Consider the following 15,119-nt stretch of genomic DNA (forward strand, 5'->3'; position numbering starts at 1 on the left):
TTTGATACTAGATCCGGAATACTTACCTGAACAATCATTAATTTGTTACTGAACAAAGTATTTTCTTATGACAGAGAGCGTCGACCTCAACTGGTTTTGCAGCCAGATAAAATCGCCTTCAGTGAAAGGCATTGCACAGGCAGCCTCCGCGCTGATTCGTGACGGACAGATCGCGACAGGTATGCAGATGCCTGCGGTGCGGGAGATAGCGGAGCAGCTGGGTGTCAGCCCGGCAACCGTTTCTGCTGCCTGGGCGCAACTCAGAAAGCAGAAAGTGCTGGCGGGCAAGGGGCGCAGTGGTGTCTGGGTCAGTAGTAATACGGTGATGCCGCGTCCGATTCGCTTTGAGAAGATCGGCAACTACGGTGATAACATCCGCGCCGATCTGACCCTCGCCGCGCCCGACCCCGCCCTGCTGCCTGACCTGCAGCGTGCGCTGCAGGCGGCCCTGCACTCACCGCAGCTCAACAGCTACACCCGTGAGGCGATTTCCGCGCCGCTGCTTCAGGCGATCGCGCCGCGCTGGCCCTATGCTGCAGAGGCGTTTCTGGCGACAGATGGCGGTTTTGACGCGATGAATCTGCTGGTGCAAACCCTGGTCTCGCCGGGAGACCGCGTGATTATTGAAGATCCGACCGCGACCCGGCTGCTCGATATACTGGATAACGTCGGCGCAGAGATTCTGCCGCTGGCGTGTGATGATCAAGGCCCGCTGCCAGAGGTTCTTTCTCTTCTGCTGGAGCAGGCACCGGTAATGTTGATCTATCAGCCCCGCACCCACTCAGCCACCGGGAACAGCATCAGCCCGGCGCGACGTCAGGCAATGGCGCAGGTTCTGCAACAGAGCAACACACTGATCGTTGAGGATGATGGTATTGGCGATCTCTCCGCGGAGGCGAGCTGGAGCCTGGGTTCAATCTTTCCTGAGCGCACGCTGCACGTCCGTTCGTTTTCCAAAGCCTATGGACCGGATCTGCGGCTGGCAGTGCTCTCTGCCACCTCGGAGATGGTCAGGCGCATTCAGTCATGGCGAAATTTTGGCGTCAGCTGGACCAGCCGCATTCTGCAGGATGCGGTGGCGTGGCTGCTGGAGGATGAGGAAACGCAACGGCAGATCGCCACCGCACGCGCGACCTACCGGCAACGGCGTGAAGCGTTGCTCGCGGCGCTGGCACAGCGTGGGCTTGATCTGCCGCTTCGCGACGGATTAAGCCTCTATATTCCGGTGACTTCAGAGCAGTTTGCCATGATCACGCTGGCTGCCCGCGGTATTGCGGTCGTACCAGGCGAGCGCTGTCGGCTCGGCCCAACCCAATTTATTCGCGTCAGTATCGCCAGCCTCAGGGATGAACAGCGGGAGATGATTGCCGGGGCGCTGATCATCGCCAGCGGACGGGAAGTTAACTCGCTTGCAGATCTTTGATGAGATAACAGGGGGATTCAACATAGCCTTCGCGGGCGTAGAACTGGTTCGCCTTGAGACGTGACTGATGGCAATGGACTTCCATGCGATCGCAGCCACGACGAGCCGCCAGCATTTCGGCATGCTGAATCAGCTGCTGGCCGACGCCTTTACTGCGCTCACCTTCTGCAATGCAGAAATAGCTGATGCGGGCGAAATCACCGGCCAGCGCCAGCTGAGGAATAAAATGTAAGGAGAGAAACCCCAGCACCTGACTGCCATGTTCAGCCACCAACAGCGCTTCACTGGGATCGCTGCATAACTGCGCCAGGCGCTGTTCAATAAAGCTTTCAGTGCCGCCGTAGCCTAACTCGCTCAGTAATGCACTCAACGCAAAACTGTCTTTTAACTCTGCCTGACGTATGTTCATCCTGCCTCCTCACTCACCGGGTTCTGTCGCACAGTTATATAGCGTCGCAAGCCAAAAAGCTGCATATCGGGTTGTTATAAATATGTTACGGTTATTTAGTGTGAACCGCCGCGCAGTTTGTGCGGCAACACGCCGAGAGTGAGAGTACGACAGGGGGGATGAAGCGCAGATTACAGCCATAAAAAAACCCGCCATAAGGCGGGTTTTTAGAATTCTGACTGTTAACTTACAGACTGATAACGTTAGCAGCAGATGGGCCTTTAGCGCCGTCGGTGATTTCAAACTCTACGCGCTGACCTTCAGCCAGAGTTTTGAAGCCGTTGCTCTGGATTGCAGAGAAATGTACGAATACATCTTTGCTGCCATCTTCAGGAGTAATGAAACCGAATCCTTTAGATTCATTAAACCACTTAACGTTACCTTTGATCTTAGACATCTATATTACCTTTACATGAAAAATGGACACTAAACTGTGTCGGGGTCTAGTACAGCAATTGCTGAGGGATTTGTCCAGCATGATTTGATGAAAAAGTGATAAATATCGACATTCTGTACATCCATCACACTTTCCTGCTTTTCGACTTGCGAAACATCGCTCAACGCGTATCAGGCGCAGAGCGGGTATCGGTCGCTAACCTGCTGGAAACGAAACCCTTTTTAATTTTAAGCGGTTACGTTACTGACGTTAAAAAGAAAAATCTGATTAAGATATATTCCTGTTCTTAATGACGTTTACGCCGCTAAAAGGACATTTTTTTTCTATCATCCAGACGGTAAGTCCCATGACCTTAAACCCGTTTTTCTGCTTTTTCAGGCCTGCGTCCTGCCAGTGGCTATTTATTGTACGATAAATCTTAAATCCACTGGCGCAGATCCCGCTCCCTCGTCAAAAAAAATGAGTCGGCTGTGCCATTATCATCAGTCATGGCAGGCTATTCGCGGATATTTTAGCCAACAACTAATAAACACTGATCTGGATCAATGAAATGCTTTTTAGTGGCCGAATGCGCATTTGGCAACAAACAATCAAAAGCATAAGAAACTACTTTTCTTATCGCAGTGCGAAATAATATTGCCGCGCAATAGATAAAGTCCGCTTAACCGGTCAGGCACAGGCATCCGTTAATGCTGAGTAAAAGGAGGGGGAGACACAGGATGGTGATGAAGATGCGTTGCGGTCAATGTGGAAGCGCCCGATTCGTTTTTACTGATTACCGCGAGGGCCAGCGAAACTTTCATGGTGCCTGCTGCGCATACTGTAAGAAACCTCTGGGCTCACAGGATCTGCTGCCCAATACGCCGATGGATCCCATTACAGACGCTCTGTTGGCCAGCCAGAAAACATTGCGGGCACCTGATTAGGTGCCCGCTGTTGCTAAAGCGTTAACAGATATCAGAAAATCAGTTTGAACACCCCTGTCAGGGTCAGTAAGCCAACGATAAAAATGATCGCAATAATCCACAGAATAATTTTCATTTCCTTTCCCCTCACCAATTAAACACTTTTCCTGTAAGCATTATAGACAGGAAAATGCGCCCTGCCGCTTCACTTACGGCTCAACTGGTCATAAGTTCATCAACCCTGAGCTTTATTTAAATTCTGAGATAACGATCGCAACACCACTTTTTAACGGCTCTCTTTCTTCGTTTTACAGAACACTCCTGGCTAAAATTTAGGCGGCAAGGCAGGCCTCAAGAGTGATGAGATTGAAAATGAGTCGCGAGGAGATCTTATGAGCACGATTAATACCAGCATGGGCCGCTACAGCCTCAAGGCAAAAAACAGCGGTAACCACATCAAAGGGACTTTCGCCATCAACGATGAAGGCGGCACGCAGCTCTCTCTGCAGGAGTTTGACGAGCACTACCTTGATGATGTGGTGAATAACGTTATCTACCCCGTTACCGGTGGCAACCGTGACATTGCACACGCGCTGCGGGAACAGATGGTGAAAGCCGGTTTTGAACCGCCTCATTAACGTGGCAGATTCAGACTGAATCTTCTCTGTCAGGCCGCACCTTGCGGCCTTTTTTATGCTGTCTGTCCCGCACATCCCGCCTTTCCGGTTTAACCGGCAACAGGGGCAGCAAGCGCGACGGGATGTTCAAAGCTCAAAGAGGCAGCGGGAGAGACGCGAAAGCAGAGAGCCGCTGGCAGGCTTGCCAGCGGCCAGAAGTTAAATCGCCCAGGAGAGCAGCAGGCAACCCACCAGACCACAGACCGAAATAATGGTTTCCAGCGCCGACCAGGAGCGGATGGTTTCGCCAATCGTCAGGTTGAAATACTCTTTGAACAGCCAGAAGCCCGGGTCATTAACGTGCGAGAAGATCACGCTGCCGGACCCTACGGCGATGACCATCAGTTCCGGGCTGGCGCCGCTGGTAACAATCAGCGGTGCCACAATTCCCCCGGCGGTAATGGCCGCTACCGTGGCAGAACCCAGAGCAATACGCAGCACCGCGGCAATCGACCAGGCCATAAAGATTGGCGACAGCTGAGTAGAATGCATCATGCTGGCAATGTATTTATCCACGCCGCTGTCCACCAGCACCTGTTTGAAGGCACCGCCACCGCCGATGATCAACAACATCATGGCGATGATTTTGATCGAGTCGGTCAGGGTATCCATGACCTGTTCCATCGTGCGACCGCGATTCAGTCCAAAGGTGAAGATTGCAATCAGCACCGCAATCAGTGTCGCCATCACCGGGTCGCCAAAGAACTCCGCATAGGGCAGCAGCACATGGCCTTTAGGCAGCAGCATCTCTGCCACCGCACGCAGCGCCATCAGCACCACAGGTACCAGTGCCGTCCAGACGCTGACGCCAAACCCAGGCATTTCCGCCTCGGTAAAGGTTTTCGGGTTATAGAGACCCTCAGGAATCGGTTTGTCGATGCCTTTCAGGAAGCGGGCGTAGACCGGACCCGCCAGAATCACCGTAGGAATACCCAGCAGCGTACCAAACAGCAGCGTTTTACCCATGTCAGCGTTAAACAGCGTCGCGATTGCAGTCGGGCCAGGATGCGGCGGAAGAAAGCCGTGCGTCACTGACAGGGCAGCCGCCATCGGCACCCCGACATAGAGCAGCGGCACACGTGCCGACGCCGCAACGCTGAACACTAGTGGCAGCATCAGTACAAAGCCGACTTCATAGAACAGCGCAAATCCGACGATAAAACCGGTCAGCACCAGCGCCCACTGAATATGCTTAGTGCCGAATTTTTCAATCAGGGTGGTGGCAATACGCTGCGCACCGCCGCAGTCGGCCAGCAATTTACCGAGCATGGCACCAAAGCCCATGATCAGCGCCAGGCTGCCCAGTGTGCCACCCACGCCCGCTTTGATTGAGGTAATCACTTTATTAACCGGCATGCCCTGCATCACACCGACCGCCAGCGCCACCAGGATCAGCGCGATAAATCCATTAAGCTTAAAGCGAATCATCAGCAGCAGCAGTAACGCGACGCCAATCGCCACATAGAGTAATGGCATAGCTTTTCTCCACCTTGTGCACTGAACATCATTCAGTGTCGGTTTATTATCATGATCCCCTGAGGGCTACAAAACAGTGCGCTGTAAGATGTTTACACATCCCGACAAACGCTGTTACCGATAACATGTTAAGGGTAACATCAGCAGGAAAGCACCACCCCGCCGGGGGTGAATTTCTGTTTTGCGAAGGTGATCAACTTTTTGCCAATGCGTTATCAGAAAGTTTGCCAGTCCCGGCGCCTTGCTTTTCGTTACACTCAGATTTTAGCGAAATGTAAAAAGGATGCGCTGGTGAGTGAGAACCTGAGTGAGCTGTACAGTAATCAACGAACCCTCTTTGGCCGGGGCAGCCTGGATAAACTGGTGCCGCTGCTGGCCGCCCGGTCACAGCCTACTCTGCTGTTTTGTGGACAATCTTTTCTGCAAGGCCCCGCATATGCCCGGCTAAAAGCCGGACTCAACGATCATATTATTGGCTATGAAATTGTCAGTCATGAAGCCTCACCCGCCGAGATTGATGGCTGGGTTGCGCGCTGGCGCGGTCATGTCGATCGGGTCGTCGCGATTGGCGGCGGGAGCGTACTGGATGCGGCGAAAGCATTTAGCGCGATGGTACAACACCCGTTGCCAACCGCCCGCTATCTGGAAAAAGTGGGTGACACCGCGGTTCAGCCCATCACGTTGCCGCTGATTGCTATCCCGACTACCGCCGGTACCGGCAGTGAAGTGACGCAAAATGCGGTAGTGACTGACCAGCGTGACATTCAGATAAAAGCGTCACTGCGCCACCCGGTCTTTGTGCCGGAGGTGGCAATTCTCGATGCCGATCTGCTGAAAGGTGCGCCTGACCGGGTGCTGGCAACCTGCGGTATTGATGCGTTTACCCACCTGTTCGAAGCGTATCTCTCCGGCAAAGGCAACCTCTTTACCCGACAGCTGGCGCTGACCGGCCTGCGTCAGTTTGTTCATGCCTGGCCTGCACTTAATCGTGAGGATGCTGCTGGCGACGAGGCACGGGAAGCGATGATGATGGCGTCGTGGCTGGGCGGTGTCAGTCTCAGCAGTGCGGGTCTGGGGGTGATCCACGGTATTGCAGGGGAACTGGGCGCAATTAAGCCGTTCCATCACGGTGAAGTGTGCGGACGTCTGCTGTTTCCGTTCCTGGATCTGTTGTCCGACAGCGAACAGCCACTGCAGCGTAAGCTGATGGCGGAACTGCACCCGCAGCTCTTCAGCGAAACTACGGACTCACCGGCGCAGTTTCTTAAACAGTGGCTGCAGCAGCAGGCGATCACCCCATTCTGGCAGGATGGCCCTTCACTGAGCCGCGCCGAGGTGGAGTGGATTCTGGCGCGAGCCAACAGCAAAAATTCGCTGGTGAATTACAGCCGCGAACAGATGCAGATGATGATCGCGCAGGCCTGGCCAATCACGGCGTGATCAGGAGCCGCGTTGCCCGCATTCGCTGATCAGGCACAACCCGGGCCTGCCAGCCTCGCCCGGCTTTGCTGCTCCTCAGCGCTATCCTCTTGCACCCGCTCTCTGAGCCAGGCGGCTGGCTGAATCACGGCGCTAACCGCCCTGGCTTAATCGCAGCGCCAGACGGCTAAGCCTGCATGGCGCTAAAAGGCCCCTCACCTGCCAGCATCTGCTCAATCACCTGCAGCACGCCCTGCTCGTTGTTAGAAGGCGCGGCATAGCGTGCCGCCTGTTTCACCCGCTGTGGCGCGTTGTCCATGGCAAAACTGAAGCCAGACTGTCTGAGCATCTCCAGATCGTTACCGCCATCACCAAAGGCCAGCACCTGGTCGTGCGCGATCCCCCAGCGTTGTGCCAGCAGATCCAGACCGTGCGCTTTATGATTCCCCGGCACGATCAAATCCACCGAGCCGTGACCGCTTGAGGTCGCTGCCACTCGCCCCTGATGCAGACGTTCAATATCCGCCATCAGTGGCTCGATATAGTCATCAGAGAGATTCAGCGCGAACTTAAACAGCCGGTCATGCTGCACCTCATCCAGATGATGAATCGGCTTCAGCCGGTGACAGTAATGGCGCATCTTCTTCAGCCAGTTCTCTTCCATGCCGTCGAAGTACCAGGCGCTCTCCCGGCCACACAGCAGGTAACGCAGACCCGGATAGTCGCCGTTTTGCAGGGTATCGATCACCGCGTCAACATCGCGGCGTTCAAAGGCACCGCAAAACAGTTCCTCATCACGATCGATAATCCATGCGCCGTTTTCGGCTACAAAGGCGATATCGCTGGCGATCTCCGGGAAGAAGGATTTGAGCTGGTAATACTGATTGCCGCTGGCCACCACAAATTTGATGTCACGGGCGGTGAGTTGCTGATAGCAGTCGAGAAAGCGGGATCGATTGTACTGCTTGTTATCGTCCAGAAAGGTGCCATCCATATCTACCGCAACCATCTTAACCGTCGTCATCATGACTCCTTACACAGGGAATTTTCAGCGTGGAGTGTCAGGATAGCCGCTGGCGCGGCAAAACGGAAAGAAAGTGGGATGGCCGCAGCCATCCCCTGGGGATCAGTTCAGGGCGCTGTTCAGCACCAGCGCAGTAATTACCCCGGTTGCAGCAGCAATCAACACATAGTTGCCGTCGATGTTTGCCCAGTGATAACCGCGCGGTGGTTCACGCAGACCACGTTCATGCCAGTCGGCTACGCGGTAATGGTCGCCGCGGTACGCCTGCGGGACAGGATGCCCGCGACGGAAGTCGTGTCCCTGCCAGGCGAAATGGTCGCGGTCATTACGTGCCTCTCTGCCCCGACCGTTGTTGTCCTGATCCGGGCGATGATTGACGCTGTCATGACGGTTGTTGCCACGCTCCTGATTCTGGTCAGAACCGCGATTGTCAGCACGATGGTCACCGTTCTGATGCGGCACAGGCTTGCGGTGCGCGTCATCACGATCGTCTGCCCGTGAGGCCTGAGAAAAGAGTGTGCTGCATGTCAAAAGTGAAGCGATAAGCGTTAATGTTGTTTTTTTCATGATACTGCCTCCGAAAATAACGGCTGTTCAGGCACCGTTGATCGGCATCATGGCAATAATTGTGGCGGGAGACATCTGTAAAACTCTTAAAATCCGGTAACTTACACACTATTACGCTTGCTTAGCGCTTTCTTAACACAGGACATGCGATGACAACGTTGCTGACGCAATCCAGAGGTTAAACGGGCAACCTGCGCTGTCTGAAAATCACGCTCTGGTTGACGGATGATGGCCGATGAAAAGTCAGGATGCTGAAACGCACCCTGACATTTTTGCGGTTATGGCGTGCTGAGGATCACTGGCGCATCCGGTAACCCGGTAAAGTGCGTCACGATGTGGTGGTAATCAGCCGTCGGGTCCAGATCGCGGAACACTTCCGGATAGAGATCTTTTGCCAGAATTTCCATGCCGATAATGTTGTAAGGGTGATTATAAAAATGGTGATAAACGCCATACACCCGTTTCTGTTTCACCGGTTCGATCTGCTCCAGACCGGTGCGGCTCTGCAGGCGGTTAAAGGTGGCGGTCACGTCGGTCTGACTGGCACCGTAACCAAACGGCAGCACGTTACTGTTCGGGCGTTTAGAGCCGGTCATGATATAGACGTCCGGCTTCATGGCGATAATCTTCTCCAGCGACACAAATCCTGAGCTGCCGGGCAGCAGTGCAGAACCGATATTCTTGCCACCGACCGCTTCCACCAGCGCGCCCCAGCCGTTATGACCGTGGGTAAAGCAGCAGTTGTCGCTGTTACCGGCAATCGGTTCAATAAACACGGTTGGCTTGTGGGGCACCTGCGCAATCTTCTGCTGAAGCATCTGCCAGCGCTGCTGGTAAAAATCGGCGTAAGCTTTCGCCTCGGCTTCGCGATTCAGAACGGTGCCCAGCACTTTCACGCTCTTCAGGGTGTTCTCTTTCGGATTAAGTTCAACATCAAGGAACAGCACCGGGATATGGAGATTTTTCAGGGTGGCGAGCACGCCTGACTGCGTCAGGGCCGGTTTGGCGCGCAGCTGCGCAATCATCAGATCGGGCTGCTTCGCCAGCACGCTCTCCAGATTGACCTGCCCCTGATCGTTAAAGCCCATATCAACAATCGATGCCGCCTGCGGCCAGCGCTGCTTCAGCAGGTCCCAGGTCTGGGTATCCTGCTTTTTCGGCAGGTTGTTCCAGGCAACGACACGCTGAAACGGGTTCTGGCGATCCAGTAATGCCAGCGCCATCACGTCACGCCCATCCTGTAAAATCACATGCTGCGGCTCTTTTTGCAGCGTAATTTTCTGACCATCCATATCGGTCACCGTGACCGGATAGGTGGTAGCCGCACAGGCGGTTGACAGTAAAAATGTGGTGGCAGCAACTATCCCGATTTTCATTTTTCTCCTGTCCTTTTAGGGAATAATAATTATTCGCGTTAACTCTACCATGCTGATAAGTACCAAATGTAACTATTACTAACCAGATGCGTCTGAGAGGCGGCATTAACAACGCGGCAGCGGGCTTAAATCAGGGAGCGATATCGCTGAATGCGTGGAGGTGCATAGAGAGAATGGCGAAGGGCGGGCAGAATGGCAGGCGCATCCCAGGGGGATTGAGATGCGCCTGTTGCGCTAAGTGTTACTTCACCAGCGAATAGAAGATTGCGGAGATGGCAATCAGTCCGATCAGCACGACAAACAGATTGCTGATGTGACCGCTGTACTTCCGCATCGCGGGTACCTTCTGGATAGCGTACATCGGCATCAGGAACAGAATCATCGCTATTACCGGCCCGCCAAGCGTCTCAATCATGCCGAGAATATTGGGATCCAGCGTTGCCACCAGCCAGGTCGTCAGCAGCATAAAGAGTCCGGTCAGGCGATTCAGTCTGGCGGGCGCGATGGTTTTGCCGCGACTGCGCAGCGCCTTATTAACCATGCCGTTAAATCCTTCGCGCGCGCCAAGATAGTGACCGAGAAACGATTTTGTGATCGCCACAATGGCAATCAGCGGTCCCAGCCAGGCGATCATCGGCACCTTAAAATGGTTCGCCAGATAGGAAAGAATGGTGATGTTCTGCGCCTTGGCGGCGTGTAAATCTTCAGGCGATAGGCTCAGCACGCAGCTGAAGACAAAGAACATCACCGTCACCACCATCATCAGGTGCGAGCAGGCCAGAATGCGCGAACACTTTTTCTCTGCGGCATCGCCATACTCTTCCCGCTTTGCCAGCGCGAATGAGGAGATAATCGGCGAGTGATTAAAGGAGAAGACCATCACCGGAATCGCCAGCCACAGCGTCATCCACAGGCTGCTGCCCGCGGGCTGAACGTTCAGGGTCGAAAGCACAGCGCCGTGCCAGTGCGGGATCAGATAGCAGGCCATCAGCATCAGCACCGCCACAAAGGGATAAACCAGCACGCTCATCGCTTTGACAATCATCTTCTCGCCGAAACGCACAATGGTCATCAGTCCGACAATCAGCAGCAGAGACAGCAGCACACGCGGTGGCGGCACCAGGCCGAGTTGATTCACCATCAGGCTCTCAACCGTGTTGGTGATCGCTACGCTGTACATCAGCAGAATCGGGTAGATAGCGAAGAAATAGAGCAGCGTAATCAGCTTGCCCGCACCAACGCCAAAATGCTCCTCGACCACCTCGGTGATATCCCCGGCCGGATTTTTACCGGAGAGAACGAATCGGGTCAGGGCGCGGTGCGCAAAAAAGGTCAGCGGAAACGCCAGTATCGCCATGATGATCAGCGGGATCAGCCCGCCGACGCCAGCATTGATAGGCAGGAACAGTACACCCGCCCCAATTGCCGTGCCGTATAAACCCAGCATCCACATGGTGTCGGTTTTACGCCATCCCGTATCGACGTCACTCTCAAGCGCGCCCAGCGTGCCAGTTTGCGTGGTTTTCATCAGATCTTCCGTTTTAAAAGCCGCCAGTAACCTGAGCCGTCAGGCAGGCAAATGTCCGCCCCACTCTGCGCCTCAGCTGCAACCGGATCAGTCAACGTGATGCTGACCCGCCCGTGCATAGGTAATCGATTGCGTGCGCCACTTTTTACACTACCTGACGATAAAAGTTCAAGCCGTGCAGATAAACACGCATGGATTGCTGAAAAAACCGTCAGGTTGTGCAAAGTGACTGCGCGGCGATCATGCCATCTTTGTGGCAGTTTTACCGCCCCTAAAAAGGTGATCCCTGTAACGGTTCAGCGCAACGGGCTACGCTTAAACAGATTCTGTCGCGATCACGCCGACAGGTGCACAGGAGAAGAGAATGAAAATTGCCTGCCTCGGATGGGGATCGTTAATCTGGAAAGCTGGCGCACTGCCGGTGGCCAGTCAGTGGCATCATGATGGTCCTGAGCTACCGATTGAGTTTGTGCGCATCGCTGACGGCGGCGAGCTGTCGACCGCGATCTGCCTTAACGCCAGCCCGGTGCCGGTGTACTGGGCCTGGCTGAATACCGCCTCACTTGAGAGCGCCTGCCGCGCATTGCGCCTCCGTGAAGCCATTCCGGACAGCCGCATCGATGGCATCGGGATGATGACGGTGACAGCGACCTCAGCGGGACCACTGGCAGAGTGGGCTAAGACCAAAGGCATAGAAGGTCTGATCTGGACCGGTCTGCCTGCCCGCATGGCGGGTGTCGAAGGCCAGATCCCGACGCTGGACGACGCGCGGCACTATCTGCAGCAACTCACCGGTGAAACGCGTGAGCATGCCTGGCACTACATCGAACAGGTTCCGGCACAAATCGACACGGTTTATCGTCGTGCGTTTGCCGACCTCGCTCTCTGGCAACCCGACACCCGAGCCGTAACGGTCGTCACAACGCAGGTGCAGCCGCCCTGTCAGCCCGGCTGAAACTGGCCAGCCTGCTGCACCGCTCTGCTTACTCCTTAAAGGATTACTACACTTCAGGCAGGTTTCGATTTCAGGTTTCCTGAGTCTTTCCCGTGCGTGGCCACGCCTTCTGGCCTGGCCGCCGTCCCCTAATCATCAGGAGATGAACAGATGAAAGCATTAACTTATCACGGCCCCCATAAAGTCAGCGTCGATAATGTGCCCGATCCGGGTCTGGAAGCCGCAGATGACATTATTCTGCGTGTGACCGCCACGGCCATTTGCGGTTCAGACCTGCACCTTTACCGCGGCAAAATCCCCGGTACCGGGCACGGAGATATCTTTGGTCATGAGTTTATGGGCGAAGTGGTTGAAGCAGGCAGCGCAGTGACCGCCGTGGCCAAAGGCGATCGGGTGGTGATCCCGTTTGTTATCGCCTGTGGCGACTGTTTTTTCTGCCTGATGAGCCAGTATGCTGCCTGTGAAAATACCAACAGCGGACGGGGTGCCATCCTGAACCGGAAAAACATCACGCCCCCCGCAGCCCTGTTTGGTTTCAGCAAACTCTATGGCGGTGTGCCTGGTGGACAGGCGGAATATGTCCGGGTGCCAAAAGCCAATACCGGCCCGTTTAAAGTGCCGTCGGTACTGTCGGATGAGAAAGTGCTGTTCCTGTCAGACATTCTGCCCACCGCGTGGCAGGCGGTGAAAAACGCCGAGGTGAAACCTGGCTCCAGCCTGGCGATTTTCGGTGCCGGGCCGGTTGGCCTGCTCAGTGCCGCCTGCGCCCGACAGCAGGGTGCCGAACAGATCTACATGATCGACCACAACAACTACCGCTTAAACTTTGCCCGTGAGCGCTACGGTGTTATCCCGATTAACTTCGATGAGATCGATGACCCGGCCGGCTGGATTATCGAACACAGCACCGGCAATCGCGGTGTGGATGCGGTAATTGATGCAGTAGGTTTTGAGGCTAAAGGCAGCATGACCGAAACCGTGCTCACCAATCTCAAACTGGAAGGCAGCAGCGGTAAAGCGTTGCGTCAGTGTATTGCCGCAGTGCGGCGTGGCGGTATCGTCAGCGTGCCGGGCGTCTATGCCGGATTCATTCACGGCTTCCTGTTTGGTGACGCCTTTGACAAAGGGCTGACCTTTAAGATGGGACAGACCCACGTACACGCTTATCTGCCCGACCTGCTGAAGCTGATCGAACAGGGCCATCTGACGCCGGAAGAGATTGTGACCCACCATCTGCCGCTGGAAGATGCTGCGCGTGGCTACGATATTTTCGCCAAACGCGAAGAGGAGTGCCGCAAGGTGATTCTGGTGCCTGGCATGGCAGCGACACAGGCCACAATATAATTTCACAACGGGTCTGAAACGCTTAACCCCTGGCTCCCCGGCTATTCTCCGCCGGGGAGCTCATCTCAGAACGGCTTGCGTTGCAGGCTGCTTCGCCACTCCCGCCTCTCCAGCAGATGTTCATCCGGCGAATCCGCCGTATCAACCTGACTGCCCTGCTCCAGCCATCGCGCACTGCGTGAATGGGGATGACTTTCGCTGATCACCTGTTGTGAAAACGCGCCAAACGATAACAGCAAAAACAGTAATGCACTGGCCAGCCTCACTTTCATACGCACACCTCTTTGGTAACGGTGCCGCTATGCTGCCCGAAGGGTTTTCATTTTCTGTCAGTAACAGGCAAAGTTATGTGGTAAGCGGAGACAAGGCACAACCGGTTTAACTGCTGTTTAGCCCGATTTGCTGATCTCGTTAATGCAGCCGACGCACGGTCAGTGCCGCGGACCAGCGCTGTCGCTGACAGCGCGGGCAGACAGCCTGCTGCTCAGCCTCAACGATCTGCGTCTGGCCGCAATGGGTGCAGGCATAGAGCGCGCTGACCGGTACAGTGCTGTAATCCTGCCGGTGCTCAGGAGGCAGTACGCTTAACCCGGCGCGCATCTCATCGTCATCGTAGAAATAGAGGCTGAGCTGACCATCGACCTCCACCAGCGCCAGCCGGATCTGCCCCAGATGCTCCACACCACTCTGCCGTAACTCCATATAAAACTCATCTTCAGAAATATTCAGACGATCCAGACTCTCCAGCACATACAATCCCTCTTTAATCAGGGTAATCACGTCGCCCTGAATAAGCCGTGAAAAGCGCGGGCTGTGCGCCGTCAGCCAGGTCGTGAAGCGGTAGAGCGCCAGCAGGACTACAAACACCATAATGACCGGCAGTACCGGCACATCATCGTAAAATGTCACATCACCGGACGCGGAACCCAGCGTCAGGATCACCACCAGCTCGAACAGCGACAGCTGGCGCACGCCGCGTCGTCCTGAGACTTTCAGAAAGGTGAACACCACCAGATAGGCGATCATGACCCGTACCACCACCTCAAACAAAAAGGTGGCCGGTTGATCGTTAAGTAAGAAACGGTGCCAGTCGAATGAGAACATAGTCTGTAAAACATCCTGTTTTAGGGGGCGCGCATCGTCGCATCACCCGTTGATGACCCGCAGATTCAGGCCAGTGATAAGTAAATCTTGTCGCCAGCCCGCCAAAAGGCAAGCGAAGCTGTAACGCGAAAGTGGGCGAGTCTGACCTCTCTGCATGTTGAGGAAAAGGTTAACAAAGCTGAAAAGGGCACTGACACTATTCACGCTACGCTTATCGGGCCGTTCGCAAAACCGCATGCTAAAACTTCCTGTTTCTTGCTGGATAATTTTTACCGCTGCGCTTTTTTCTTTTACTTCAATAAATTGCGAACCAAACCTTACTGCCTATACTTTCCAGTAAGGCTTCCGTAAATCCTTTCAACATCCAGAGAAGCCAGCCTTTTTCTGCCGATAGCGTCACTGGCCTATACCTACTATCTCACTCGTCCACACCGCGACAGGCCCTGATGCCTGCAACTCAGTGTCTGTGGCTTATG

At 54.7% G+C, this 15,119-nt stretch carries 14 protein-coding genes; 5 read left to right on the forward strand and 9 right to left on the reverse strand.

The features are described 5' to 3' along the window. Nucleotides 1–67: 67 nt before the first annotated feature. Complete coding sequence (locus tag OK409_RS09280; RefSeq protein ID WP_033756872.1) at nucleotides 68–1,423, forward strand: PLP-dependent aminotransferase family protein; 1,356 nt, start codon at nucleotides 68–70, stop codon at nucleotides 1,421–1,423. Here OK409_RS09280 and OK409_RS09285 read toward each other — a convergent pair. Both OK409_RS09285 and cspE read right to left on the reverse strand, forming a co-directional pair. Beyond that, the gene (locus tag OK409_RS09285; protein WP_010258992.1) at nucleotides 1,401–1,832 is read right to left on the reverse strand and encodes a GNAT family N-acetyltransferase; all 432 of its coding nucleotides are present in this window, start codon (nucleotides 1,830–1,832) and stop codon (nucleotides 1,401–1,403) included. The genes OK409_RS09280 and OK409_RS09285 overlap by 23 nt on opposite strands. 226 nt (nucleotides 1,833–2,058) lie before the next feature. After that, on the reverse strand, nucleotides 2,059–2,268 hold the full coding sequence (cspE, locus tag OK409_RS09290; RefSeq protein WP_006118399.1) for a transcription antiterminator/RNA stability regulator CspE: 210 nt from the start codon (nucleotides 2,266–2,268) through the stop codon (nucleotides 2,059–2,061). A gap of 1,297 nt (nucleotides 2,269–3,565) precedes the next feature. Between cspE and OK409_RS09295 the strand changes: the two genes are divergently transcribed. Then, nucleotides 3,566–3,811 (forward strand): hypothetical protein, encoded by a 246-nt coding sequence (locus OK409_RS09295; protein WP_010258994.1) that lies wholly within the window; start codon nucleotides 3,566–3,568, stop codon nucleotides 3,809–3,811. A gap of 198 nt (nucleotides 3,812–4,009) precedes the next feature. Here the strand turns inward: OK409_RS09295 and gntT are convergent, their stop codons facing one another. Then, nucleotides 4,010–5,326 carry a gluconate transporter gene (gene gntT, locus OK409_RS09300; protein WP_010258995.1) on the reverse strand — a complete coding sequence of 439 codons (1,317 nt, stop codon included), beginning with the start codon at nucleotides 5,324–5,326 and terminating at the stop codon, nucleotides 4,010–4,012. A gap of 291 nt (nucleotides 5,327–5,617) precedes the next feature. Here gntT and OK409_RS09305 point away from each other — a divergent pair, with 291 nt between their 5' ends. Next, nucleotides 5,618–6,766 (forward strand): iron-containing alcohol dehydrogenase, encoded by a 1,149-nt coding sequence (locus OK409_RS09305; protein ID WP_187512301.1) that lies wholly within the window; start codon nucleotides 5,618–5,620, stop codon nucleotides 6,764–6,766. Between the two features lie 166 nt (nucleotides 6,767–6,932). Here OK409_RS09305 and OK409_RS09310 read toward each other — a convergent pair whose 3' ends face one another. The 4 genes from OK409_RS09310 to OK409_RS09325 form a co-directional block, all read right to left on the reverse strand. Continuing rightward, nucleotides 6,933–7,769: a Cof-type HAD-IIB family hydrolase gene (locus tag OK409_RS09310; RefSeq protein ID WP_111533516.1), complete on the reverse strand. Its 837-nt coding sequence runs from the start codon at nucleotides 7,767–7,769 to the stop codon at nucleotides 6,933–6,935. Nucleotides 7,770–7,871: 102 nt separating this feature from the next. After that, entirely contained in the window at nucleotides 7,872–8,336 is a 465-nt protein-coding gene (locus OK409_RS09315) for an RcnB family protein (RefSeq protein WP_010671265.1), read from the reverse strand. A gap of 278 nt (nucleotides 8,337–8,614) precedes the next feature. Beyond that, nucleotides 8,615–9,712 carry an ABC transporter substrate-binding protein gene (locus OK409_RS09320; RefSeq protein WP_033779600.1) on the reverse strand — a complete coding sequence of 366 codons (1,098 nt, stop codon included), beginning with the start codon at nucleotides 9,710–9,712 and terminating at the stop codon, nucleotides 8,615–8,617. Between the two features lie 241 nt (nucleotides 9,713–9,953). Continuing rightward, complete coding sequence (locus OK409_RS09325) at nucleotides 9,954–11,240, reverse strand: HAAAP family serine/threonine permease (protein ID WP_010671264.1); 1,287 nt, start codon at nucleotides 11,238–11,240, stop codon at nucleotides 9,954–9,956. 364 nt (nucleotides 11,241–11,604) lie between these two features. On the opposite strand from OK409_RS09325, the gene OK409_RS09330 reads away from it, so the two are divergent. Continuing rightward, entirely contained in the window at nucleotides 11,605–12,195 is a 591-nt protein-coding gene (locus tag OK409_RS09330) for a hypothetical protein (RefSeq protein WP_111533514.1), read from the forward strand. 150 nt (nucleotides 12,196–12,345) lie between these two features. Next, nucleotides 12,346–13,539, forward strand: coding sequence for a zinc-dependent alcohol dehydrogenase (locus OK409_RS09335; RefSeq protein WP_010259005.1), 1,194 nt, complete (start codon nucleotides 12,346–12,348; stop codon nucleotides 13,537–13,539). A gap of 65 nt (nucleotides 13,540–13,604) precedes the next feature. Here OK409_RS09335 and OK409_RS09340 read toward each other — a convergent pair whose 3' ends face one another. Together OK409_RS09340 and OK409_RS09345 are read right to left on the reverse strand one after the other, a co-directional pair. Continuing rightward, entirely contained in the window at nucleotides 13,605–13,811 is a 207-nt protein-coding gene (locus tag OK409_RS09340) for a hypothetical protein (RefSeq protein ID WP_010259007.1), read from the reverse strand. 139 nt (nucleotides 13,812–13,950) lie between these two features. Next, entirely contained in the window at nucleotides 13,951–14,643 is a 693-nt protein-coding gene (locus OK409_RS09345; protein ID WP_052271545.1) for a DUF421 domain-containing protein, read from the reverse strand. Nucleotides 14,644–15,119 lie beyond the last annotated feature (476 nt).

The organism is Pantoea sp. RG18 (assembly GCF_025910075.1).
GTDB lineage: Bacteria > Pseudomonadota > Gammaproteobacteria > Enterobacterales > Enterobacteriaceae > Pantoea > Pantoea agglomerans.